Source organism: Cryobacterium sp. 10I5 (assembly GCF_035019865.1).
GTDB classification, from domain to species: domain Bacteria; phylum Actinomycetota; class Actinomycetes; order Actinomycetales; family Microbacteriaceae; genus Cryobacterium; species Cryobacterium breve_A.
The window spans coordinates 24,286-45,886 of record NZ_JASJVI010000022.1 but is presented as its reverse complement, the minus strand read 5'-3'; the positions used below and the strand labels follow the sequence as shown (position 1 = coordinate 45,886).

The following is a 21,601-nucleotide window of genomic DNA, read 5'->3' as shown; positions in this document are numbered from 1 at the left end:
GGGGGGGGGGGGGGGGGCTGTTGGGCCGGGCGCAGGGCGGCGAGGGCCGCCGGTCCGACCAGGCAGATGCCGAGCACTGTCGTCACGGCTCGCACCGTGTCCCACGTGAGCGTCGACGTGACGAGCGAGTAGAGGCCGAACGAAGCCAGGTTCGTGCCCAGGGACGCACCGGGGGAGTAGGAGATGCCGGTCCCCGAGCCAACGGCGAACGGCCAGAACCACAGGTTCATCACGAGCCCGAACAGGTAGGACGCGACGACGCCGTAGCACGCGAGCATGGCGATCTCGACGCGCGCGCCCGCGCGCGGTCCCATCCGGCCGACCCGACCTTCGCTCCCGAGCCGCGGCAGCAGGGCAGCTCCGGCGCCCACCCAGCCGCAGGCGAACATCTGGAACGGGGTCCACGGCCCGAACCCGCCCCAGAGCACCGAAGACACCGCGATGGTCAGCAGTCCGAGCAGCAGTCCGAACCGTGCGCCGTAGACCCGCCCGGCCAGGATCAACAGGATGAACACGGCCTCGACACCGCCGACGCCCGTGCCCGCGATCCGGACCGCAGCTCCGACGGCCGCGAGCACCCCGAGGAGGGCCACCGTCTTCGCGGTGTACATCTCGCGGTCGACCACGAGGGCGAGCGCGACGATCACGGCAGGCACGAGGGCGAACGCGATGAACGGAACGGCGCCCTGCGCGTCCCTGGGTACGGCGGCGGCGAACAGCGGCCAGGCGAATCCCGCGGCGGCGAGCAGGCTGCCGCCCCACAGCACGACGGATGTCCAGCGACCGCTTCTGCGCTTCAATGCGTCACCCGCGGGTCAGGGCCGGTGGTGCAGACAGCGCCGAGAGTTCCTGCGGCCGGGGCCGCGCCCGTCGTCGTTCCCGTCTTCGTTCCCGTTGTCGTGCGCGTCATCGAGCGCGGTCCCGTTGAGGACTCGACGCCGGTTTCCGCGCCGCCGTACTCAGCGCCGGTCACCCGTCCGGCCTCGAGGTGAAGTGCCCGGGTGGCGAAGTGCCGGGCGAAGTCGCGGTCGTGCGTCGCGAACAGCACCGCGCATTCCCGGTTGGACGCGCGTTGCAGCGCCGCTCCCACGAGCGCGCGGGCGGCGGCGTCGAGGCCGCGGGTGGGCTCGTCGACGAGCAGCACCCGAGGTGCGGCCGCGAGTTGGATCGCGATCGCGAGGCAGAGCCGCTGGCCCGCCGACAGGTCCCGCGGGTGACGCTCGAGAAGCGGTGCCGCTGTGGCGGAGTCGTGGCCGAGAAGCCGCGCGAACGTCCCGGCGGTGGAGCCCGGGTCGGATATCGCGCTTCGCCCACCACGCCGGCCCGCCATTCTCCCGGTCCTTCGGTCTGCCGTCGACCGGTCACTGCGGCGGCACTCGTCCGCGACGGTCGTGGCGAAGAACAGGTCGTCGAAATTCTCCGGTACGAGTGCGACGGCACGGCGCCGGGTCTTCCGGGGCAGCGCAGCGACGTCCTGCCCGGCGACGATCACGGTCCCTCGGGTCGAGGGCAGCGCGAGCGCGTTCAGGAGGCTGCTCTTGCCCGCGCCGTTCCGGCCTTCCAGGGCGACGATCTCGCCGGCCGCGAGTTCGAGGGACACCGCGTCTACGACGGTCCGGTCGCCGTGTCGAACCGTCAGGCCGTGGATGCCGGCGAGCGGCCCTGCGTTGGCCGGCACCTCGTCGGCAGGCACCTCGGTGGGCGGTCCGTAGCCAGCGCCCGGCGTCGCGAGGCGGTGGTCGCCGACCCGGCCGGGCGGGAGCTCACCGGGCAGCAGCATTCGCGCGCGGTGCCCCTCGAGCACGAGCCAGGCATCCGCGATCGGGTCGAATTCGCGGGTGTTGTGCTCGGCAACCACGACGCAGACCCCGGCTTCGTGGGCCAGCCGGTCGAGTACCCCGCAGACCCTGTCCCTCGCGACCCGGTCGAGCTCGGCGAGCGGTTCGTCGATGAGCAGGAGCATCGGACGCCGGATCAGTGCGCCACCGAGGGAGACGAGGGTGGCCTCTCCCGCGGAGAGCGCCGAGACGGGGCGGGCAAGCAACTGCGTGATGCCGAGTTGCGCCGCCACCTCCCGCACCCGCTGCTCCACGATAACCGGGGCAACGCCCCGCAGGGCAAGAGCGAATCCGATCTCCTCCGCAACGGTCTCGGCGACGAAGGACAGCCGCACGTTCTGGGGCACCAGGCCGACGAAGCCGGCCGTGTCGCGCGGGGGAGTCTCGGCCCGGTCGGCGCCGCCGATCTCGATCCGGCCGGCCTGGTGACCATTGTGGAAGTGCTGGAACAGTCCGCTCATCGCCTGGAGCAGGCCGGACTTGCCAGAACCGGTCGGCCCGACGATGACCGTGAGCGTGCCGGGGGCGAGCGCGAGGTCGAGGTGCTGGAGGCGCCAGTCCCCGTCGAAATCGAGCGCGGCATCCGTCATGAGCGCGGGCACCTCACAGGCACCGTCCACTGCCCTGGTCGACGCGAATCCGCGGGTCTCCATCGATGCGGCGAGGGAGAGGGCGCGCTCGATGGTCTGCTCGAAAACCGGGACCAGCAGCGCTGCCACGGTCCGCTCACCACGGAGGGCGGCGGCCAGGCGGACTCGCCTGACCGAGTCGAGCAGTGCGGGAAACGTGGCCCACGCGATCACGAGAGCGCGGGACACCGTGCGCAGCGGCCCGCGGCGAGCGCCGCGGGCGAACAAGCGGCTCACGTCGACGACCGCGTTGAGTACCCCGAAGAAGGCGATCACCGCGGCGACCGGGAGCGCGCTGAGTGCCGCGTTCCAGATTCCGCCCGTCGTGACGGTTCCGAACAGTGCCACGTGGCTGAATGGGCCGGCGAGCGGGATGCGGGGCAGGTCGAGCAGCACCGCGCCGCCGCCGCCGCCTCCGCCGAAGAGCAGCCGATAGCCCACCCGCAGACCGATGAATCCGAGCGCGAGCAGCATGGCCGCGCGCAGGGGAGCCGGGCGGAAGCGGAACACCGGGGTCGGAGTCTTAGCTGCCGGGTGTCGGGGTCTCGGTGCCCGTGGTGAACACGAGGCCGAGGGACTGTCCCGGCGTCACCTGGAGGCTGCCGAGGCCCTCCTGGGCGTATTCCCAGGCCGCCCCCGGGGTGGGCTGGATCCACAACGCCCAGTAGGCGTATGCGGGTGCCATCGACTGGCACGATTCGACGAACGAGGCCTGGCCCGTGACCGTGACTGTTTCGTCGGCGGCGGGGCGCCCGTTCACGCGGCAGACGACCTGGTCGCCGTACTGGACGGTTCCCTCGGTCGAGACCGCGGCGGTCTTCATCACGGCGCTCGCGGCGATCGTGGTCGCCGCGGCGGTGTCCACGCAGTCGGTGATCTTGGGTGCGGCGAGGGTTCCGAAATCGACGACGACCCGCACGCCGGAGCAGGCCTCGGGCGAGGCAGACTCCGTGGGAGCGGCCGCTGCGGCGGTTCCGGGCGTGGCGGTTCCGCTGGTCGAGGTGGACGGGCCGGTGGCGCAACCGCTGAGCGCCAGCGCTCCGAGCAGGGTGAGCGTAGCGAGTGCTGGCATCTTCATGTCCCCCAGAATACTGAGCGTCAAGCCGGAATCGGAATTCGTCAGACGCGCAGGGTCACCGTGCTGGAGCAGGCCGGCGACACCGGTGCCGGGCCGGCATCACAGCGCAGGCACTCGCTCGGCCGGGAGGGGAGGCGCGGGCGGGGTCCCGTCGCCGAACGGACGCCCGCCCAGGGCCTCGCGACCCGATGGTTCGAGCCAGCCGCGCGCATCCGGCCCCTTCGGGACGATGCCGCTCGGATTGATGTCGCTGTGGGTGACGTAGTAGTGGCGTTTGATCTGATCGAAGTCGATGGTGTCGCCGAATCCCGGCGTCTGGAACAGGTCCCTCGCGTATGCCCACAGCACGGGCATCTCGCTGAGCTTGTTCCGGTTGCACTTGAAGTGCCCGTGATACACGGCGTCGAAGCGTGCGAGCGTTGTGAAGAGGCGGATGTCGGCCTCGGTGATGGTGTCGCCGACGAGGTAGCGCTGAGCCGTGAGACGGTCTTCCAACCAGTCCAGACGGGCGAACAGGGTGTCGTATGCCCGCTCGTAGGACTTCTGGCTGCCGGCAAAACCGCACTTGTAGACGCCGTTGTTGACATCGTGGAAAATCAGGTCGGCGACCTCGTCGATTTCGGCGCGATGCTCGACGGGATACAGATCGGGAGCGCCCGCACGGTGATACTCGACCCATTCGGTTTCGAAGTCGATCGTGATCTGCGGGTAGTTGTTGGTGACGACCCGTCCGCTCGGAACGTCCACGATCGCGGGTACGGTGATGCCGCGCGGGTAGTCCGGGAATCTCGCGAAATAGGCCTGCTGGAGCCGTTCAATGCCGAGCACCGGGTCGACGGCGCCGGGGTCGAGGTCGAAGGTCCAGCTGTTCTTGTCGTGTGTCGGTCCGGGAAGGCCCAGCGAGATGACCTCCTCCAGCCCGAGCAGGCGCCGGACGATCGCCGTTCGGTTCGCCCACGGACAGGCCCGCGCGGCCACGAGCCGGTACCTGCCGGGCTCAACGGGCCAGCCGTCGCGAGCGTCGCGGGTGATGCGGTCCTCGATGTAGTGAGTGTCGCGATCGAAGGGCTGTCCCGGTTCGATGTAGCTCGGCTTCAGGTCTGCGCCCTCGGGCATTGGGGTGGTCATTCCTCAACGGTAGCGGTGGCGCGAGATGACACAGCGCGAGAATTTACCTCGCGGTAACGGAGTCGCGTCATTCTGGATGCTGTGCAGCGGCTACTCTCCGAGGAAGGCATTCAGAGGAGATACTGCATGATCGGTCGCGTTGACCCGTTTATCGGCACCGAGGTAACGGACCTTCCTCCCCAGACCGGTCTCGCCGCGACGTGGTGGTGGCCGAAGCCGCAGATCGGGAACACGCACCCTGGCGCCACCTACCCTCTCGGGATGGTGTCGGCCTGCGCCTATTCGGGCGCCTATCCGACGGGCTACGGCCGGTACGACCTCTCGCTCGAGGGCATCCCGCCCCTCCTGCATGAGCGTCACCTCGCTTCGGGATTCGCGCACTTCCAGCAGTCCGGTACCGGCGCCATCCGCAAGTACTACAACTATTTCCGCGTCACGCCGATGATCGAACCGCTCGACGTGCTCGGGCGTACGTGGGAGCTGACCGACGAACAGGCCGAGCCGGGCTGGTATTCCGGAACCCTCGACTCGGGCATCACCGCGGAGCTCACCGTCGGGCCGAAGAGCGCGGTGCACCGGTACACCTTCCCCGCACACTCCAAGGCGCGGGTCGTCATCGACTTCTCGCACGGTGGCCTGTCGATCCCGTACGGCGCCACAATCCCGGTGCGGGCCCACCTCGAGTGCCTCGAGCCCGGAGTCGCGAGTGGCGAGATCGTCGTGGAGGGCGCCCCTCTGTCGGTGTACATCGAGTGCGACAACCCCCAGTGGCGTCAGATGCTCTGGTACGACAGGCGCCTGATGCCCGGTGGGACCCGGCTCGACTTCGACCATATCCGGCCGACGACCTTGCGTCCGTTCGGCCTGATGTGGGCCGGTCCGAGCGAGGAGGGCCAGACGATCGAGCTGCGGATCGGATTCTCCCTGCGGGGCGTCGAGCAGGCCAAGCGTAACCTCGAGGCGGACTGCGGAACCGGACCGGCGCAATTCACGCCTCGCCGCGAGCGCACCCAGAAGGTCTGGCGTAAGAAGCTCAAGGGCATCACGGTCAGGACACCGTCTGCCGCTCGCCAGACGGTGTTCTCGACGGCGCTGTACCACGCCCTGATCAAGCCCTGCCTGGCCCCGTCGGAGAGCCCGTTCTGGCCGACGGACGGGCCGTTCGTGTTCGATATCAGCACGATGTGGGACATCTACCGCACCCAGCTGCCGCTGATCACCGCACTGATGCCGGAACGGGCCGTCGAGCTGGCGAACGCGATGATCACCATCTCGGAGGAGGAGGGCAACTTCCCCATCGGGTACCGGATGGCCCGGGGGAGCGACCGCTTTTCACGCCAGGCGAGTGCTCTGGCCCACACCTTTCTCTCCGACCTGTGCCAGCTCGGCCTGCCCGGCATCGACTGGGACTGGGCCCTCGTGCACATGTCCGACGACCTGCGCCGCACCTACGGTGAGGAGTTCCTGGTGCACGGGGAGGCGCATCCGATCAGCCACACCCTCGACCTCGCGTTCGGATACTGGTGCACCGCGAAGGTTGCCGGGCATGTCGGCGACAGGGCCCTCGTCGAGCAGTTCGTCGCCCTGGCCGAGCGCTGGGTGAACGCCTACGACCCGGTCACCGGTCTCCTGAAGGACTCCACGTACTACGAGGGCACCCGGCACAACTACTCGTTCCGGCTGGTGCACGACATGGATGCCCGCATCGCCCTGAGTGGAGGGGCCGAGCGGTTCATCGCGCAGCTCGACGAGTTCTTCGGCTACGGCGCCGAGCCGGTGAAGCAGCTCGTCCGGGGCTCCGGCCCGGAGGAAATCATTGCCGGCTATCGCCTTGGCCGATTCGAGGGGCTCAACAACGAACCCGACATGGAAGCGCCGTGGTCGTACCACTACGTGGGTCGGCCGGACCGCACGGCCGAGATCGTGCACAACATCGTGCACCAGCAGTTCGGCACCGGGCGGGGCGGGCTCCCGGGCAACGACGACTCCGGTGGACTGAGTTCCTGGTTCGTGTGGGCCTCACTCGGGCTGTTCCCCGTCGCCGGCCAGAACATCTTCCTCGTCAATGCGCCATCGTTCGAGAAGTCGACGTTCTCTGTCGGTAAGCACTCGTTCACCATCCGTACTCGTGGATTCATTGAACCGACACCCGGCGGACCCGTACAGTATGTGCAGGCTATGGAATTCAACGGGGAACCGCTCGAGCGCACGTGGCTCAGCGGAAACGAATTCCACGCGGGTGGCGACCTCGTCGTGGAATTGGGGCCTGAGCCGAGCAGCTGGGGAACGACGGACTTCCCACCCTCGACGCCATCATCCTTGTCACCATCACGAGCGTCACGATCCACGGGAGAGACACCATGAATTCTGTTGAGAACCGGCTTGTCATCGTGGTCCGGGCCGATCCGGTCATCTGCGGCCACTCCGTCGAAGCGCGCAACCTCGCGGAGACCGCGCTCGAGCGCGGCTTCGACGAGGTGCGGATCGTCACGTGGCCGATCGACAAGCTCCAGGCCTCCGGGCTGCCGCTCAAGCCGCTCGACTCCGTGCTGCCGTACAGCAAGGGAATCTTTGTCGACCGGCCTGCTCCGGTCGGCGACTACAAGGTGCTCGACGGCCGCCACCTCGCCGGGGTCACCGGCCGGCTGATCGAGCTCTTCACCGACGGCGTGCCGACGGTGTGCCTGTCGCTCTACCTGACCCCTCACACGCTCGCCGTCTCCGATGCAGTCCGGGCCGCCTGGGGGACCGGGCTGCCGGTCAACGTCACGACGATTGCAGAGGCGGTCGGTTCGGATGTCACGAACGTCGTGCGTACCGCCGTCGAGGAGGGACGGTTCGGCGCCGCAGCGCACATCCTGTCGAGCTACCTCGGCCAGGACTACTGTGTCGCCGTCTCCGAATACACCCGCCAGCTCATCATCACCGAGGCGGAGCTCGTCGACGAGCACCATGGCACCCGGTACGCGGCCCAGTGCCGCGAGCGGATCACGATCTCCTACCCGGCGATCGACGCCGACTCGTACCTGCACCTCGACGAGAGTGTCATCGAGGATGTGCTGACCGCCCGCGGTCTCGAACGCGACGGGTACATCCTGTTCCTTTCCCGTCTCACCGCGGCGAAGGGCGTCGACGATCTCATCGCGGGGTACGCAATCAGCGCGGCCAGCCAGAACAAGATCCTCGTGATCGCGGGCCGTGGCCCGCAGTCCGAGGCGCTCCGGGCGATCGCCGCGGCCTCACCGCTCGCCGACCGCATTCGGTTCCTCGATGACGTCGGTGATGCGGAGAAGCCGTACCTGATGGCCGGATGTGCCGCCTTCGTGCTTCCGAGCAAACCACGGCCGGAGTTCGTGGAGACGTTCGGCATCGCTTTGGCCGAGAAGATGCTGGCCGGCGGCGGTCCCGTGATCACGACGGTCACAGGCGGCATCGGCGAAGCGGTGGGCGACCACGCCCTGATCATCCCCGTCGAGGACCCGCAGGCGATCGCCGAGGCGATCGACCACGCAATCCTCGAAACCACGGCGGATGAACGCAGGGACTGGGCAGACCGAGCGCGCGAGTACGCGATGCAGTTCGACCGGCGCAACGTCTTCGACAAGATGTTCGCCCCGTTGCGCGACACCGCCGAGGTCCCGCACCAGTAGGAGCCGCAGCAGTAGGAGCGGAGCCGGGGGTCAGACCAGTCGCGGGCGAGCCGGCGGGTCTGAAACCGTGAAGTCTGAAGCGGTGGCGTCTGAAGCGCCGATGTCTGAACTGCCGGGGTCCGAAATGCACAGTTTCGAACGCCGATAGTGCGGAACACGGTGGCTAAGCCGCTGCCGCTGGCGCTGGCGCTGCCGCCGTCCCCGCTACACCGCCGATCTTCCTCGTCAGTCGCCGTCCCGGAGGATCGGGCTCGTGCTGGTGAGGAGGAGGGGTCTCTGTCGGGGGTCGAGTCCGGGTGGTGGGGTGAGCCAGTATCGGCCCCTGTCGTCGCGGGTGATGCGCCAGTGTTCGTTGTGGAGTCTGAGGTGGTCGGCCCGGCAGAGCAGGATCCCGTCGTCGAGGTTGGTTTCGCCGGTGTCGTCTTTCCAGTGGCGGATGTGGTGGGTTTCGGTCCAGGAGGGTGGTCGGTCGCAGCCGGGCCACATGCAGCCGCCGTCGCGGATGGCGAGGGCGGCCCGTTGGGCGGGGCTGAAGGTGCGTTGTTCGCGGCCGAGGTCGATGCCGCTGCCGTGGTCGTCGAAGGTCACGTCGAGGATCCCGCTGTCGCAGAGGTTGCGTTCCAGGGTTTCGGTGGAGACCGTGACTGCGGTGCCCTCGATGACGCCCGGCTGGAGTGTTGGCGTCTCGGTTTCGGGGTTCGCCCCGGCATCGTCGGTTGGTTCGCCTGCGATGGGAGCCTGCTTTCCGGGTTCGGTCGCGATCGTCGCGGACCCGGTGGGCGCAGTCCCTGTGGGTGCCATACCGGTCGATAAGGCTTCGGTCGGTGCGGTGCCGCTCGGGGCCGTGCCACTCGGTGCGGTGTTCCGGGGGCGGATGGTGACCATGCGGACGGCGGGACTGCGGCCGCCGGCGATGCGCTTCGGGTCGGCTTTCACGCCGAGTTTGGTCAGGGCGAGGAACGCGTCCGCGGTGAGTTGCTCGGTGGTGCGCGGGTCGTCCTGCACCCGTTTCGCCCACGCGGCTTGTTCCTTGTCGACAAACCGCACCCCGCCACGCCTTGGGCTGGTGATGGCGTCGTAGGTCTGCATCAGGTATTCGCCGTCTTCCGGGGCGAACAGGCCCACCATGCGCACCTGCCCCGTGTGGAGCCGGTAGAACCGCAGGGACCGGTCGTCGTAGGCGGCTTTCTCGCGGGCGGCGATGCCGGCCTCATCGAGTACGTCCCGCACCCTTCTGGCCCGTTTGAACAACTGGTCGGCGTTCAGGGTGCGTGCCTCGGTGAGGAGCCGGGTGAGGGCGGTGGCGAGTTTCTCCGGTGTGATCGCCCGGTCCAGGTCGCCGAGGCCTTTGCGGAGCGACTCCGCTTTCTCGACGCTGAGCCAGCCCTGGGCGAGGGCCCGGCCGATCGGCGTGTGCCACGGCGGCACTACGGCCGGCGGCACCGGATGCTCGATCGGTGGCAGGTCGGGAGCGGCCACGTCGAGGGGCGGAGTTTCGTCGAGCAGCTTCTCGGCCTCGGCGGCCTCCCGGGCGGCTTTCTCGGCGGCGTCGGCTTCGGCTAGCAAACGGCCGACCGCGAGCAGCTTGGCCGCGTCGCCCTTGCTCGACCCGGAAACGTCCTGGAGCAGGTCTTCCGGGGAACGGTAGCCCTTCCGGGCGGCGAGGCCCTTCCCGCCGAGTTCGGGCCGGGACCGGCGGGCGAGGGTCGCCGCGAACCACGCCGCCTGGGTGTCGAGTGCCCGCCGGGCGCCAGCGATGAGTACCTGTCCTTCCAGCACGGCCTCGTCGGTGAGCGCGTCGACAATCGTCGACGAGCCACCGAGCCCGGCGATGACATCCGCCAGCGACCGTAACCCGGCGAGTACACCGCCGCCCTGCCCCGGGCTCTTCCGCACCGGATCGCCGTGCCCCGACTCGCCGAACACCCGATCGCGATACGGCTGATCGGGTGAAGCGGGCGACTCCGGGAGGTTGGTGATGCCCCCACGTTACGACCGACCACCGACACTCTCTGAGTATCGCTCAGGTCTGTCAAAACTCCGTCTGACCAGCAAACTGTTGAGGACAAGTCGTCACTCAAATGCTTCGAAAAAACGGTCACGGAACTCGTCCATCCGCCATTCGGGTGCCGTGCGATCCGGCAGCATTCCCGGTTGCCAGTGCCAGGGAGCGATCCGACTCATGACACCGGGGTCCTGGGAGATGATGCTGATCGGCACAGTGTGGTTCGCGCCTTCGCCACTGACAACAGTCGCCGGTTGGTGGTCGCCGAGTACGACGAGGACGAGGTTCGGGTTGCCGTAGGTGGTGAGGAACGAGATGAGCGTGCTGAGCGTGTATTCAACCGATTGTCCGTAGAGCTGCTGCACCAGATGCGGGTTCTGCCAGACCTCGCTCGGAGACAGCCCCTGGTCCGGCTGGGGGTCGTAGATCGAGCCGTCCCTGACCGCGGTCCACGGCACCTCGTGGTGCAGGGGAGTCCACGGGGTGTGCGAGGACACCAGGTCGTTCTCCGCCATCAGCGGACGGTGCGGTCCTGCCAGCTCGTGCTTCTGAAAGTATGCCCAGGTGTACTGGTCGGGTATCAGGGCATAGCTGAACGGAGGACCCTGATATCCGACGTTCTGGGAGGTGAGTTCTGTGCCGAAATGATAGAACGATCGGCCGATCGGCCACGGCCCGGTGTCGGAGGGCACGTCACTGATGGTGTCCCAGCCCGCCTCGGAGAATGCCCTGCTGAGGGTGAGCCGGTTTCCGGCGGTGACCTGATCGTATTTCTGTTGTGAATCGATCCAGAGCCCGGTCTGCAGGGTGGAGTGGGCGAGCCAGCTGATTCCGCCAAACGTCGGCGAGGTGAGAAAGGCGCTGCGTTCCTGGTAACCCCTGGCTGCGAGCGCTGCGTTTCCCCTGCGCAAGACGTCGTCGACGCCGACGGAGAAGAACGTGTCCTGAACGGCGACCTGGCCATAACTTTCGATGAACGCGACGATGACGTCCTTTCCCTTCAGTCCGGTGAGGAGAGTGGATGACGGCAGTCGGGCGTATTCGTCGGTTGCGCTCGCGCGCGCGAAGCTGGCCTGGTCGGCATCCGCGATCCTGACCTGCTCGGCTTTCTCGACGACCGTGTGGATCGTGTCCGCAGCGGCGACGGATTCGCCGGGCACGACCTGGGCGCCGCTGAGTCCGAGCACGATCCAACTCGCTGAGATCACGACACCACCGATCGCTGCCGGGCGGCGGTGCCGACGCATGGCGTCCGAGATCCGAAGGAATGCGCTAGCGAGTAATAGAGAGACAGCCAGGAAGGCGAGCGGGATCAGGACGAGTAGCGCGACCGATGCGACCGGGCCGGCAGAATCCCGGAGGACACCGTAGGCATCCCGCACCGCCGGCCAGCCGGTCACGACATTGAATGGCTGACCGACCGTCGATCTGAACCCACGATCGAGAGCCGCGAGGGCGATGGTTGCGACGAAGACCATGGCGGCGAGGATCGAGACGCTCCGGCGAGCGAACGGACGCCGCAGCCCCGCCAGGATTACGACGACGACGACCGCTTCCAGGGGAACGCGAACCAGGGCCAGCACCGACCCCGTGCTGATCCATCCAGGAGCGAGGACGGCGACCAAGGCCAGGACGAGGGCCGCGACCAGGCCCACCCGTCGTCGAACCGTCGGCGGACGGTTGGCGCTCACCGCATTCCCACCATGACCGGCGTCGTGACCACAGCCGGGTGGGCGTCCGCGTCGTGCTCGGTGAACCGATCTGAGAGCGCGTAGCGCATCAGGACCATGTCGCCGATCGGCCTGGCTTCTGCGAGGTGAGCCCGCCGCTCACTGGTCCAGGGAAACACGGCGTCGCCGACGAAGCGGGCACCCCCGGCCGAGCCGACGAAGAACGGCGCCACGCACAACTGGAGCTCGTCGACAAGATTCGCGGCCAGAAACTGCGTGTGGACTATCGCTCCTCCCTCGACCATGAGCCTGCCGATCCCGCGCCGGCCCAGGTCGGCCAGGAGGTCGGACATTCTCACGCCACCGTCCAGTCCGACGACAACGGCGGCGGGTTCTAGCCGTCGCCGGAGGCCACCGGCCAGCGGTGCGGGGCAGTACACGAGCCGAGTGGTGTCGCCCGAGGTGAAGAATGCCGCGTTCGGATCGAGATCGCCCGTCGCCGTCACCGTGACCTTCCACGGTGAGCGCGGCAGGCCGGCTGCCTCTCGACGGTTCTGCCGTGCGGCGCTCCTCACCAGCAATCGCGGGTTGTCGGCTCGCACGGTTCGTGCACCGACCAGGATGGCGTCGTGGCGTGCCCGCACGGCGTCAACGCGATCGAGGTCGGCCGCATTCGACAGGGTGAGCCGCGGTGGACGCGCTGTGTCGAGATACCCATCGAGCGAGATGGCGCTGCTCAGGGTGACGTATGGCGTGAGTGTCACGGTGTCTCCTCGTGGTCGAGAGCGTGGTCGAGAGCGTGCGGAACCAGAATGGACTCCGGTCGTCGCAGACGAGCGGCGACAGCGGCGGCGACGAGCGCGCCCGGCGCGATCGAGAGGATCGTGAGCACACCGAACAGGGTGGATGCCGCCACCCCCGCCGGCGCGCCCACACCCGCGAGTGCGAATGCCCAGCCGGCGATGCCCTCGCGAGGTCCCCAGCCGCCGATGTTCAGCGGGATCGAGGCGCCGAGCAGGATCACGAGAGCGAGAGTGATCATCCGCACCCCGGACATCCTCTCGCCAACGGCCAGCGTTGCGAGCGTGAGTGTCGCGACATGGCAGCCGACGACGATGACCGACGCGAGCGCGACCTGAAGGGAGGTGCGCAGCGATCCGAGGCCGGCCCGGAGTTCGTGCGCCTCGCTGAGCAGCACCGCACGGGCGCGGGCGCTCAGCGCTATCGCAGCGGCAAGCCCGGCGACGACAATGCCGAATCCGATCCCGAGCGCCGGCAGCAGGTAGCCCTCGAACTCGGTTCCGAAGCACGCCAGCACGACCAGCGCCAGGGCGAGCTGCACCACCTGCCCCGACACGCGTTCTACTGCGACCGCGCGCGCGGCGGGCCTGACGCTTGTACCGCTCGGGCCGCTGTCGACTGCTCGGCGGATGTCCCCGACGATTCCGCCGGGAAGGATCGTGTTCAGGAACTGGGACTGGTAGTACATTCCGACGGCGGTCGATAAGCGGAGCGGAACTCCCAGGCGCGTCGCGATGAGCTGCCACCGCCACGAGGCAGCCACCGTCGCCACGGCAGCAAGGAGCAGGGCCGCACCGATCGTCGGTCCGTCCAGGCTGAGGATTCCCCGCAGGAACGGGCCCGTGCCCACCTGGCCGATGACGCCGACGAGGACGGCGGCGCCGAGGACCGGACGGAGGGCACGGCGGAAACCCGCCGACCGTAACGCCTGGCGAATCCGGGTTCGGACGCGGAGGGTCATCCGCGCGGCCAGGCCAGCAGGTCGACGTGGCGGATGCGCGCTGCCAGCTCCCCGCGTCCGATCTGGGACATCCGAAGTCGCCGGTAGCGCCCGGCCTCAGCGCTCAGCCGAGGATCCTGCTCGACGGCGGCGTCCACCCATCCGCTGAACCAGTCGACGAGCAGGCGGTGCCTGGTGTGGTCGAGCAGCCATTCCGTGACGGTCTGGCGCACATCCCAGCCGGCCTGTGTGAACAGACCGCGCGCAATCGCCGCGCCGTACGGACCGAGCTGCCTCCGATTGTCTGCCAGTCGGAGCTGATGTGCGTTGAAGGCATCCTCGAACGCTGCGTCGAGGTCGTCCCGGGGGCGCAGGCGCACCCGGCCCGTCACGCTGAGAGTCAGAAGAGCGGGGCAGCGGGCTCCGACGCAGGCGTCCACGATGGTGTGGGTCTCGTGGGAGGTCAGCACATCGAGCAGAGCGGATGCGGTCACCAGGGACGCTCCCGCCAGGTCGGATGCCCGCAGGTCGGCGAGATTTCCCGGTCGGGCCACAACGGAGATCAATGCCGAGTTCCTGTCCTGCGGACGGATCCGATTGATGGCCGATTCGATCAGGTCCGGATTCCAGTCGTGCAGGATCCACGTCTGGGGTCCGGGAAGCAGGGGAGCGAGCCAGCGCATCATCGAACCGGTCCCGCTGCCGAGATCGTGAACGATGACGGGTCCCTCAGGGACCTTCGTCGCGGCGGCGAGCGCAAGGTCGTGTGAGCGCGCAACGGCGTCCTCCGGCTCACGCAGCGCCAGCCATTCCTGACTGACGAGGGGAATACTCGTCATGGGCAAACCGCCGTTTCGCTGAGTGCCACCTCGGTGAGCGTCGACGCAATAGTGGCGACCGTCGCGCTCCAGGGCCTGGCCCGTCTGCTGGCCGCCACGGCGGCTCCCTTGAGCTGCGACCTCAGTACCCCACTCGCGAGCCAGTGGCGCAGCGCGACTTCGAGCGCCCGCGGGTCCTCCGGCGCGACGAGGATCCCCGCCGATTCGTTCGAGAGCGCTTCCGGTATCCCACCGACACGGGAGGCCAGGACGGGGATGCCGCGGGCCAGGGCCTCTGTGACGACCATCCCGAAGCTCTCGTACCGGGATGGCACGACGACAAGGTCGGTCCCGGCGTATGCGTTGTCCAACTGTGGTCCGGCCAGCGCACCCGTGAACCGTGCCCTGCCGGTGAGGCGAGTCCGGCGGCGGGCGCGCGTCAGCTCGTCGACAAAAGCGGGGGCACCGTCGAGTGATCCGACGAAGGTGCACGTCCACCCGGAAACGTCGGTGAGGTGCGCCAATGCGTCCAGCAGCAGATCCTGGCCTTTGTGCGGGGCGACCACGCCGACGCACAGCAGCCGGTCGCCTGCTGGTGTAGCGTTCGCCGTGGTGGCGGGATCCGTCCCCGGGTAGGCGACGACGACGTCGCCGGGCTCTGAGTCGTGACGCGTGATGATCTCGGACCGGGTCCATCCGCTCGTGGCGATGATGCGTTTCGCAGCCCGGAATGCGTCTCGTTCGCGGCTTTCGGCAGTGACCATGTGCGCGAGGACTACCAAGCGGAGCCGGGTGGCCTGGAGGCCCAATGCCACCGATTCGCGGGCGGCGACCAGGCCGTCGACCAGGGCGAGCGCACCGTCCGGCAGCCTCGACAGGGTCTGGGCCGTGAGCGTGCCGTCATCCGGCGGGATCGGAACCATGTGCACCTCCCAGCCGCGGCGTCGGAGCCCATCGCGAACGTGCTGGTCGTAGACGTTGCCACCGCTGACCCTGGCGGGGTCGTCGATCGCTGCGGGCACGAAGAAGGAGACCCGACTTTCGGCGGACATGCTCATGGCGTCCTCGTGTAGCTTGCCCACGCGATGTGTGACTCATGGAGCGTGACCGTGATGGAGTCCAGCTTCTGAACGGGGCCGAGCGACCCTGCCTGCACCTCTTCGGCCAGCCGATCCGCGATCGCTGTGCAGAGCACTTCCGTGGTTGTGTTCCGGCCCCGGAACCGCGGCTCTTCATCGAGGTTGCGGTACGTGAGCGACCCCGTGATCTCCGCGAGCGCACTCGCGAGTCTGCCGATGTCCACCACGACGCCGTTGGCGTCGAGGCCGCCCGCAGCGACGGTTGCGTCGACGATGAATGTGGCTCCGTGGAGTCGCTGGGCAGCACCGAAGGCGTCGCCCGTGAGACTGTGGGCGATCATCAGATGATCCCGGACCGTAACCGTGTACGTCATTCTGGTTCTCCCCACATGATGGTGTGACACAGAACATCCGGAGCCCCCCGGGCGAGGCTCGCCATCACCTCGGGAAGGTCGCGCCACGAGGATTCACCGGTCAGCACGGCATCGAAGGCCGGGTCGTGCAGGAGCCGCAGGGCCAGCTCAAGGCGTTCGCGCGTCGACCGGTTTCCCCGGCGACTCGCTGCGACCGCTCCGACCTGGCTCGACCGGATCGTCAGTCGTCGCGAGTGGAAATCGGCACCCAGCATGAGCGTGACCGGTCGATCGCCGTACCAGCTCGCCTCCACGACCTCACCGTCGGTGGCCACTGTTTCGAGGGAGAGCTGCAAGCCGGCGGCCGAGCCGCTCGTGTTGATGACGATGTCCCGGTCACCGGGCGGCCGCGCGGCGTCGACGAAGCCAACGCCCAGTCGATCGGCAACCGCCTGGCGCGCCGGGTTGACGTCGATCAAAACGACTTCGACTCCGGGGATGCTGCGGAGCAGTCGTGCGACACAGCATCCGATCATGCCCGCGCCGATGACGGACACGCGGTCGCCGACGAGAGGACGGGCATCCCAGAGCACATTGACGGCCGTTTCGACCGCGCCCGCGAGCACGGCGCGGCGTGCCGGGATCCCGGCGGGAACCGGCACGACCGCATCGGCAGGGACGACGAATGCTGACTGGTGGGGGAAAAGGGTGAACACGATCCGGCCTCTGAGGGATTCTGGTCCCCGGTCCACGACGCCGACATTCAGGTAACCGTATTTGACCGGCCCCGGAAAGTCGCCGTCCTGGTGGGGGGCACGCATCCGGTCGAACTCACTGACCGGGACCTGTCCGCTGAAGACCGAAGCCTCGGTGCCTCGGCTGACTCCGGTATAGAGCGTCCTCACGAGCACCTCTCCCTCGCCGGGTTGCGGCAAGGGTTCCCGCCGGAGAACCCCGACGTGGGGCGATTCCACCCAGAAAGCGTAAGTCTCGAGCACAGTCCCTCCCGTTCGTGAACGATTGATGCCGGAGCGCCGTCTTAAAAGATGGGTTAACACAGAAACGAGACAGGGATGCATAGAGTTCAATTCGCTCCGATTTCGTCGGTGATCGCCGGGACCGCCGCCGCGACGTGCCTCGGCCTGGCCGCTGGGTCCTGGGGCCGGTCGTGGGTGCCCGCCGCCGGCTGGCTAGTGGCCCTCGGCTACCTGATGATTTCGAATGCGCTGCTTCTGCGCGGGCTCCAGCGGAGACACGCGACTCGTTTCGGGCCCGCGAACATGGTCACTGCGGCGCGGTCGACGCTCGTCGGGGTCATCAGCGGGATCGTCGTCGTGTCGTTCCTCGCGCCGATACCCGTCGCACTGATGGTGGCCCTGGTCGTGCCTGCCCTCGTTCTGGACGCCGTCGACGGCTGGGTCGCGCGGCGTACGAATTCCGCGAGCGAGCTCGGCGCGCGGTTCGACATGGAAGTCGACGCGTTCCTGTTGCTCGTGCTGAGCGTTTACGTGGCGAAGGACCTGGGTACCTGGGTCCTCTGGATCGGCACCATGCGGTACCTCTTCGTCGTTGCCGGGTGGATCTTCCCCTGGCTCTGCCGGTAGCTGCCATATCGTTATTGGCGGAAGGTCGTCACGGCCGTGCAGGGCATCGCCCTGGCGATGGCCGCGACACGGCTTCTCCCCGGTGTTGATGCCCTGCTCGTCGCGCTGGCGCTCGTCCTGCTGGTCGAATCCTTCGGGCGCGACGTGGTCTGGCTCGCCGCACGACGGTCAGAGAGTGGCGATGAACGGTTGGCAGAGCGCGCCTAGGCCGACGACATCCTGACCCCGATCAGGAATGGCGAGCGACGGAGCTTCAGGCGTGATCCGTGAAGGCACCCCGGTAGTCATGGACGAACGTCGTCAGGGAGCGTGGTGCCCGACCGAGCACGTTCGCGACGGTGGGCGTGACGGTGGAGGCGTAGCCAGCCCGGAAGATTTCAAACAGCGCGAGGATGTCCTCGACCTGCCCGGCTGGCAGTCCGAATCCCAGCAGGTTCTTGCGGGTGACCTCCGGTGGCGTGTCGACGTAGTGGACGTCGTGGCCGAGCTCCGCGGCGAAGGCGGCTGCGGCGTCGCCATACGTGAAGGCCTCGCTTCCGGTCAGCACGAGCGACTCTCCGGTGTGCCCGCCCGTGGTGAGGACGGCTGCGGCGACCTCGGCAATGTCGCGTGCGTCGATCATCGAGACATGCCCGTCTCCGGCCGAGGCATAGATGGCCCCTGCCTTGATCGTCTCGGCGCTACTGAGCAGATTCTGCATGAAACCGTTCGGCTGCAGGATCGTCCAGCTCAGGGCCGATGCCTTGAGGTGCTCGTCCAGCGAGAAGTGCCCGCGCCCGAAGCTCGTCGTGGCGTCGGGCGCGGCTCCGAGCACCGACAGCCGCACGAGCTGTTCGACGCCGGCAGCCTCAGCGGCGTCGATGAGCGGCCGCTGCAGGTCGAAGAACCCTTCGGGTGACGGCGAGTTCAGGAAGACCCTCTCGGCGCCCGTGAGCGCGGCGCTCACTGAGGAGGCGTCCCTCAGGTCACCGGACACGATGTCGACGCTGTCCCCGAATGCGGCCCGGGCCTTGTTTGCGTCGCGTACCAGGACTCGGACAGGGGCGTCCTGGTCGAGCAAAGTTGCAACCAGATGAGAGCCGATGTTGCCTGTGGCACCGGTCACCAGAATCATGAGATGAACCTCCAGGTCGGATCGGGAGGAGCAGTGCAGAGAGCAATCTACAGCGTGTGCCCACATTTCGGAACTGCAGGCGACACGCTGCCGTCCTGCGGCGTCTCGTGCGCTGGAGAAGTGGATGCTCTGCCGCTATCTTCAGTGAACGGGAAACGCCGAGAGAAGGAGTGCTGCGATGACTCAGTATCGAGCGGTCTTCGACGCAGAGATTGCATTCTCCAACGGCGGTGGGCTACAGGCGCAGGGCTTTCGCGTCGACGTCCCCGAAGCACACCTGAGGGACGAGGAAATCGGTCGACCGTTCATTACGTCGTGCATCTGTTGATGACAGAAACGGTGGACCTCCGCAATGTGCGCATCATCGAAGAGGCTCACAAGCGCACCCGCGGCGGTCCAAGCGACCCGCGGCGGTAGAGAAAGCGCTCCAGCGGTGACCGCCGGGATCCGGGGCTGACGCCGTCTTCTTGCAGGGCTACAAGCTGTGGGAACAGTGTGGTTCGTCCAGCCCAAGATCGCGCGCTGGTCCGGCGCGTAGTTCGACGCCCTCGATTACGGTCGGTTGGCTGAGCCCTAGTGCCGGTCCCCAGCTTGTCATTTCGTGTTGCGGATCAAAATCGTCATTCGTCAGTGGTGGAAAAGGGGTGTGGTCCCTTTCTTCTCGGTGCGGGACGAGAAAATGGGCCGTGCGCGCGAGGGAGGGCCGTGCTGAGCGCCCGATTCCCGTGCTGCGCCGGTGGGTGAGCGCGCTGAGGGCCACGGCGACGGGTTGGGTCAGAGTAGACCGCGCGGTGGGCGGTACTGATACTGCAGATCAGCGTCTTGGATAAACCGAATGATGCGCGCCGGCGACCCGGCGACGACCACTCCCGCGGGGACGTTGGCGGTGACCACACTCCCCGCCCCGACTATCGAGCCGGCACCGATGGAAACGCCGGGCAAAATGATGGCACCCGCTCCGATCCAGACGTCGTCATCGATGTGCACAGGCGCCGAGAATTGCGATCCGTCGCGGCGGAGATCAGGGTGCACAGGATGTCCGGTCGTGGTGATGAGTACGTTGGGTGCGAACATGACGCGGTCGCCGATATGGATTTCCACGTCGTCAACCAGGGTGAGGTTGAAGTTGACATAGACGGAATCGCCGAGGTGCACGTGGTTTCCGTAGGCCACCCGTAGGGGCGGCTCAACCCAAACGTTTTCTCCCATACTTCCCAATAGTTCACGCAGGATACGCTGACGACCTTCATCGTCGCGTGCTCGGGTTGCGTTGAAATCGTCGGCGAGATCCTTGCCGCGAAGGCGCTCCTCCGTGAGCTTTTCGAGGCCGGCTCCGGAGTCAGTGTAGAGGTGGTGCTGGTTCATCCGGTCGCGCACGTCGCGTTCGCGAGGGTCCACGTTCTCGTCGTCAGTGCCGATTGTGGTGTGGTCATTCATTTCTTGGATCCTTTGAGTCTGGGAGTCGGGTGGTAAACGTAGCTCGATGCTCGATGGCCATCCACTCGGGAGTATCCGAGAGGAAGTAGGCGTCTGCGGCGGCCTCACATTCGGCGCATGTCGAGAACATATGACTGGGCGCCTCGTTGTGAATGCTCTCGTACTGAGTGCTCGGCGACGGTTTGGAGGACAGCGCGAAAGCGAAGGCAAACACGAGGACGCCCGCGGCGGGCACGATCAGCAGGCCGAAACGAACGGTGGATGCGTCGGCTATCGCGCCGATAATGGGAGGTGACAGGAGAAAGCCGACGCGTAGCAGCCAGCTCACAATGGTGAGTCCCGTGCCAGGGCGGAATCCCGGCAGCTCGTTTGCGGCGTGCATCGCCGCCGGGATAAGCGTGGCGACGCCGAGACCGGCGAGACCGAATCCGATCACGGTGCCGAGAACGGTGGGAAAGGCCAGGGCGAGGCCCATTCCGACGAAGGCGATGGTGCCGCCCGTGCGTGCGACTAGGCGCTGCCCGAAGCGGTCTACAAGTCGATCGCCGACAATCCGACCGACGAACTGCATTCCCTGCAGAGCGATGAATCCGGCCCCGGCGATGAAAGCCGATGCTCCTAGCGAGCCTGACAAGTAGATTGCTGCCCAAGAACTTCCTGCGTCTTCGACGATGGCGCCCGATGCTGCGATGACCACAAGAGCGACGAGAATTCCGTAGCGGCTCAACAATCTCGGAGGCCGCATCAAGTTGGTGGTACCGGTGCCCCCTGTCACGGTCGCAGGAGAACCGGCAGTGATTGGCTCGGCGCCGGGGAGCAGGAAACGGTAAGCGAAGGCTGCCATGAGACTGAAGAACACAGCCGAAACGGTCAAGTGCGTCACAACGGGCACCGCGAATTGTGCGGCGACTGCGCCGAGAATTCCTCCGAGAACTGCACCCACACTCCAGACCGCGTGGAAAGAGTTCAGAATCGAGCGGTTGTACAGCCTCTGAACGCGCAGCCCGTGAGAGTTCTGGGCTACGTCGGTGATCGAATCCATAGCGCCAGCGAGGAAGAGTCCCGCAGCAAGAATTGCGCCGACCGGTGCCACCCCGGCAAGCACGATTCCAGCCGCCGACAACACAGTTGCAAGAATCGCCACTCTCGCCGAGCCGAACCTCCGCACAAACGATCCGGCCGTCAACCCGGCGAGAAGCGCTCCAAGAGCAAACGCCGACACTGCAAACCCAAACGCGCCATTAGTCAGGTCAAGATGCGCCTTGATCTCTGGGTACCGCGGCAGAAGGTTGGCGAAGATTGCGCCGTTCGTAAAGAACAACATCGCCACACCAACGCGAGCGCGGACGGCCTCCCGAGGTGGATGCTGCGATTCATTCGTCGGAGAAACGATGGGAGAGAATCCTTTCTTTCCAGACGCCGTGAACGTTCACGTGAACGTTCACGGCGACGCTACC

The 21,601-nt window shown here is 67.3% G+C and carries 19 protein-coding genes and 1 pseudogene; 5 read left to right on the top strand and 15 right to left on the bottom strand.

The genetic code is table 11. From position 1 onward, the window contains the following. The 4 genes and pseudogenes from QN350_RS08275 to QN350_RS08260 form a co-directional block, all read right to left on the bottom strand. Positions 1-800 (bottom strand): annotated as a pseudogene (locus QN350_RS08275) (ECF transporter S component); the annotation flags it as partial. Next, entirely contained in the window at positions 797-2,977 is a 2,181-nt protein-coding gene (locus QN350_RS08270; RefSeq protein WP_322139975.1) for an ATP-binding cassette domain-containing protein, read from the bottom strand. The pseudogene QN350_RS08275 and the gene QN350_RS08270, both read right to left, overlap by 4 nt. Positions 2,978-2,990: 13 nt before the next feature. After that, positions 2,991-3,545 (bottom strand): hypothetical protein, encoded by a 555-nt coding sequence (locus QN350_RS08265; protein WP_322139974.1) that lies wholly within the window; start codon positions 3,543-3,545, stop codon positions 2,991-2,993. Positions 3,546-3,644: 99 nt separating this feature from the next. Further along, positions 3,645-4,673 (bottom strand): glutathione S-transferase family protein, encoded by a 1,029-nt coding sequence (locus QN350_RS08260; RefSeq protein WP_322139973.1) that lies wholly within the window; start codon positions 4,671-4,673, stop codon positions 3,645-3,647. 126 nt (positions 4,674-4,799) lie between these two features. On the opposite strand from QN350_RS08260, the gene QN350_RS08255 reads away from it, so the two are divergent. Next, complete coding sequence (locus QN350_RS08255) at positions 4,800-7,037, top strand: glycoside hydrolase domain-containing protein (RefSeq protein WP_322139972.1); 2,238 nt, start codon at positions 4,800-4,802, stop codon at positions 7,035-7,037. Next, a complete protein-coding gene (locus tag QN350_RS08250) occupies positions 7,034-8,323 on the top strand; it encodes a glycosyltransferase (protein WP_322139971.1) in 1,290 nt (429 codons plus the stop codon). Before QN350_RS08255 ends, QN350_RS08250 begins: the two co-directional genes overlap by 4 nt. A gap of 225 nt (positions 8,324-8,548) precedes the next feature. On the opposite strand, the gene QN350_RS08245 is transcribed toward QN350_RS08250, so the two are convergent. The 8 genes from QN350_RS08245 to QN350_RS08210 form a co-directional block, all read right to left on the bottom strand. Beyond that, a complete protein-coding gene (locus QN350_RS08245) occupies positions 8,549-10,249 on the bottom strand; it encodes an HNH endonuclease signature motif containing protein (protein ID WP_322139970.1) in 1,701 nt (566 codons plus the stop codon). A 147-nt stretch (positions 10,250-10,396) separates the two neighbouring features. Beyond that, positions 10,397-12,019, bottom strand: coding sequence for a CDP-alcohol phosphatidyltransferase (locus tag QN350_RS08240; protein WP_322139969.1), 1,623 nt, complete (start codon positions 12,017-12,019; stop codon positions 10,397-10,399). After that, entirely contained in the window at positions 12,016-12,762 is a 747-nt protein-coding gene (locus QN350_RS08235; protein ID WP_281535060.1) for a RibD family protein, read from the bottom strand. Before QN350_RS08235 ends, QN350_RS08240 begins: the two co-directional genes overlap by 4 nt. After that, positions 12,759-13,760 (bottom strand): lysylphosphatidylglycerol synthase transmembrane domain-containing protein, encoded by a 1,002-nt coding sequence (locus QN350_RS08230; RefSeq protein ID WP_322139968.1) that lies wholly within the window; start codon positions 13,758-13,760, stop codon positions 12,759-12,761. Before QN350_RS08230 ends, QN350_RS08235 begins: the two co-directional genes overlap by 4 nt. Then, positions 13,757-14,578, bottom strand: coding sequence for an SAM-dependent methyltransferase (locus QN350_RS08225; RefSeq protein WP_322139967.1), 822 nt, complete (start codon positions 14,576-14,578; stop codon positions 13,757-13,759). The genes QN350_RS08230 and QN350_RS08225 overlap by 4 nt, the downstream gene beginning before the upstream one ends. Further along, a complete protein-coding gene (locus tag QN350_RS08220) occupies positions 14,575-15,609 on the bottom strand; it encodes a glycosyltransferase family 4 protein (protein ID WP_322139966.1) in 1,035 nt (344 codons plus the stop codon). The genes QN350_RS08225 and QN350_RS08220 overlap by 4 nt, the downstream gene beginning before the upstream one ends. Before the next feature lie 2 nt (positions 15,610-15,611). Continuing rightward, on the bottom strand, positions 15,612-16,010 hold the full coding sequence (locus QN350_RS08215; protein ID WP_322139965.1) for a 6-carboxytetrahydropterin synthase: 399 nt from the start codon (positions 16,008-16,010) through the stop codon (positions 15,612-15,614). Further along, entirely contained in the window at positions 16,007-16,894 is an 888-nt protein-coding gene (locus tag QN350_RS08210) for a zinc-binding alcohol dehydrogenase (RefSeq protein ID WP_323507802.1), read from the bottom strand. Before QN350_RS08210 ends, QN350_RS08215 begins: the two co-directional genes overlap by 4 nt. 201 nt (positions 16,895-17,095) lie before the next feature. Between QN350_RS08210 and QN350_RS08205 the strand changes: the two genes are divergently transcribed. Both QN350_RS08205 and QN350_RS08200 read left to right on the top strand, forming a co-directional pair. Next, a complete protein-coding gene (locus tag QN350_RS08205) occupies positions 17,096-17,593 on the top strand; it encodes a CDP-alcohol phosphatidyltransferase family protein (RefSeq protein WP_323516097.1) in 498 nt (165 codons plus the stop codon). Positions 17,594-17,629: 36 nt separating this feature from the next. Beyond that, positions 17,630-17,800 carry a hypothetical protein gene (locus QN350_RS08200; RefSeq protein WP_323516094.1) on the top strand — a complete coding sequence of 57 codons (171 nt, stop codon included), beginning with the start codon at positions 17,630-17,632 and terminating at the stop codon, positions 17,798-17,800. A 46-nt stretch (positions 17,801-17,846) separates the two neighbouring features. On the opposite strand, the gene QN350_RS08195 is transcribed toward QN350_RS08200, so the two are convergent. Continuing rightward, entirely contained in the window at positions 17,847-18,707 is an 861-nt protein-coding gene (locus tag QN350_RS08195) for an SDR family oxidoreductase (RefSeq protein ID WP_322139962.1), read from the bottom strand. 178 nt (positions 18,708-18,885) lie between these two features. Between QN350_RS08195 and QN350_RS08190 the strand changes: the two genes are divergently transcribed. Continuing rightward, positions 18,886-19,035: a hypothetical protein gene (locus QN350_RS08190; protein ID WP_322139961.1), complete on the top strand. Its 150-nt coding sequence runs from the start codon at positions 18,886-18,888 to the stop codon at positions 19,033-19,035. Positions 19,036-19,481: 446 nt separating this feature from the next. Here QN350_RS08190 and QN350_RS08185 read toward each other — a convergent pair whose 3' ends face one another. Both QN350_RS08185 and QN350_RS08180 read right to left on the bottom strand, forming a co-directional pair. Continuing rightward, positions 19,482-20,144, bottom strand: coding sequence for a sugar O-acetyltransferase (locus QN350_RS08185; protein WP_322139960.1), 663 nt, complete (start codon positions 20,142-20,144; stop codon positions 19,482-19,484). Continuing rightward, positions 20,137-21,468: an MFS transporter gene (locus QN350_RS08180; protein ID WP_322139959.1), complete on the bottom strand. Its 1,332-nt coding sequence runs from the start codon at positions 21,466-21,468 to the stop codon at positions 20,137-20,139. Before QN350_RS08180 ends, QN350_RS08185 begins: the two co-directional genes overlap by 8 nt. Positions 21,469-21,601 lie beyond the last annotated feature (133 nt).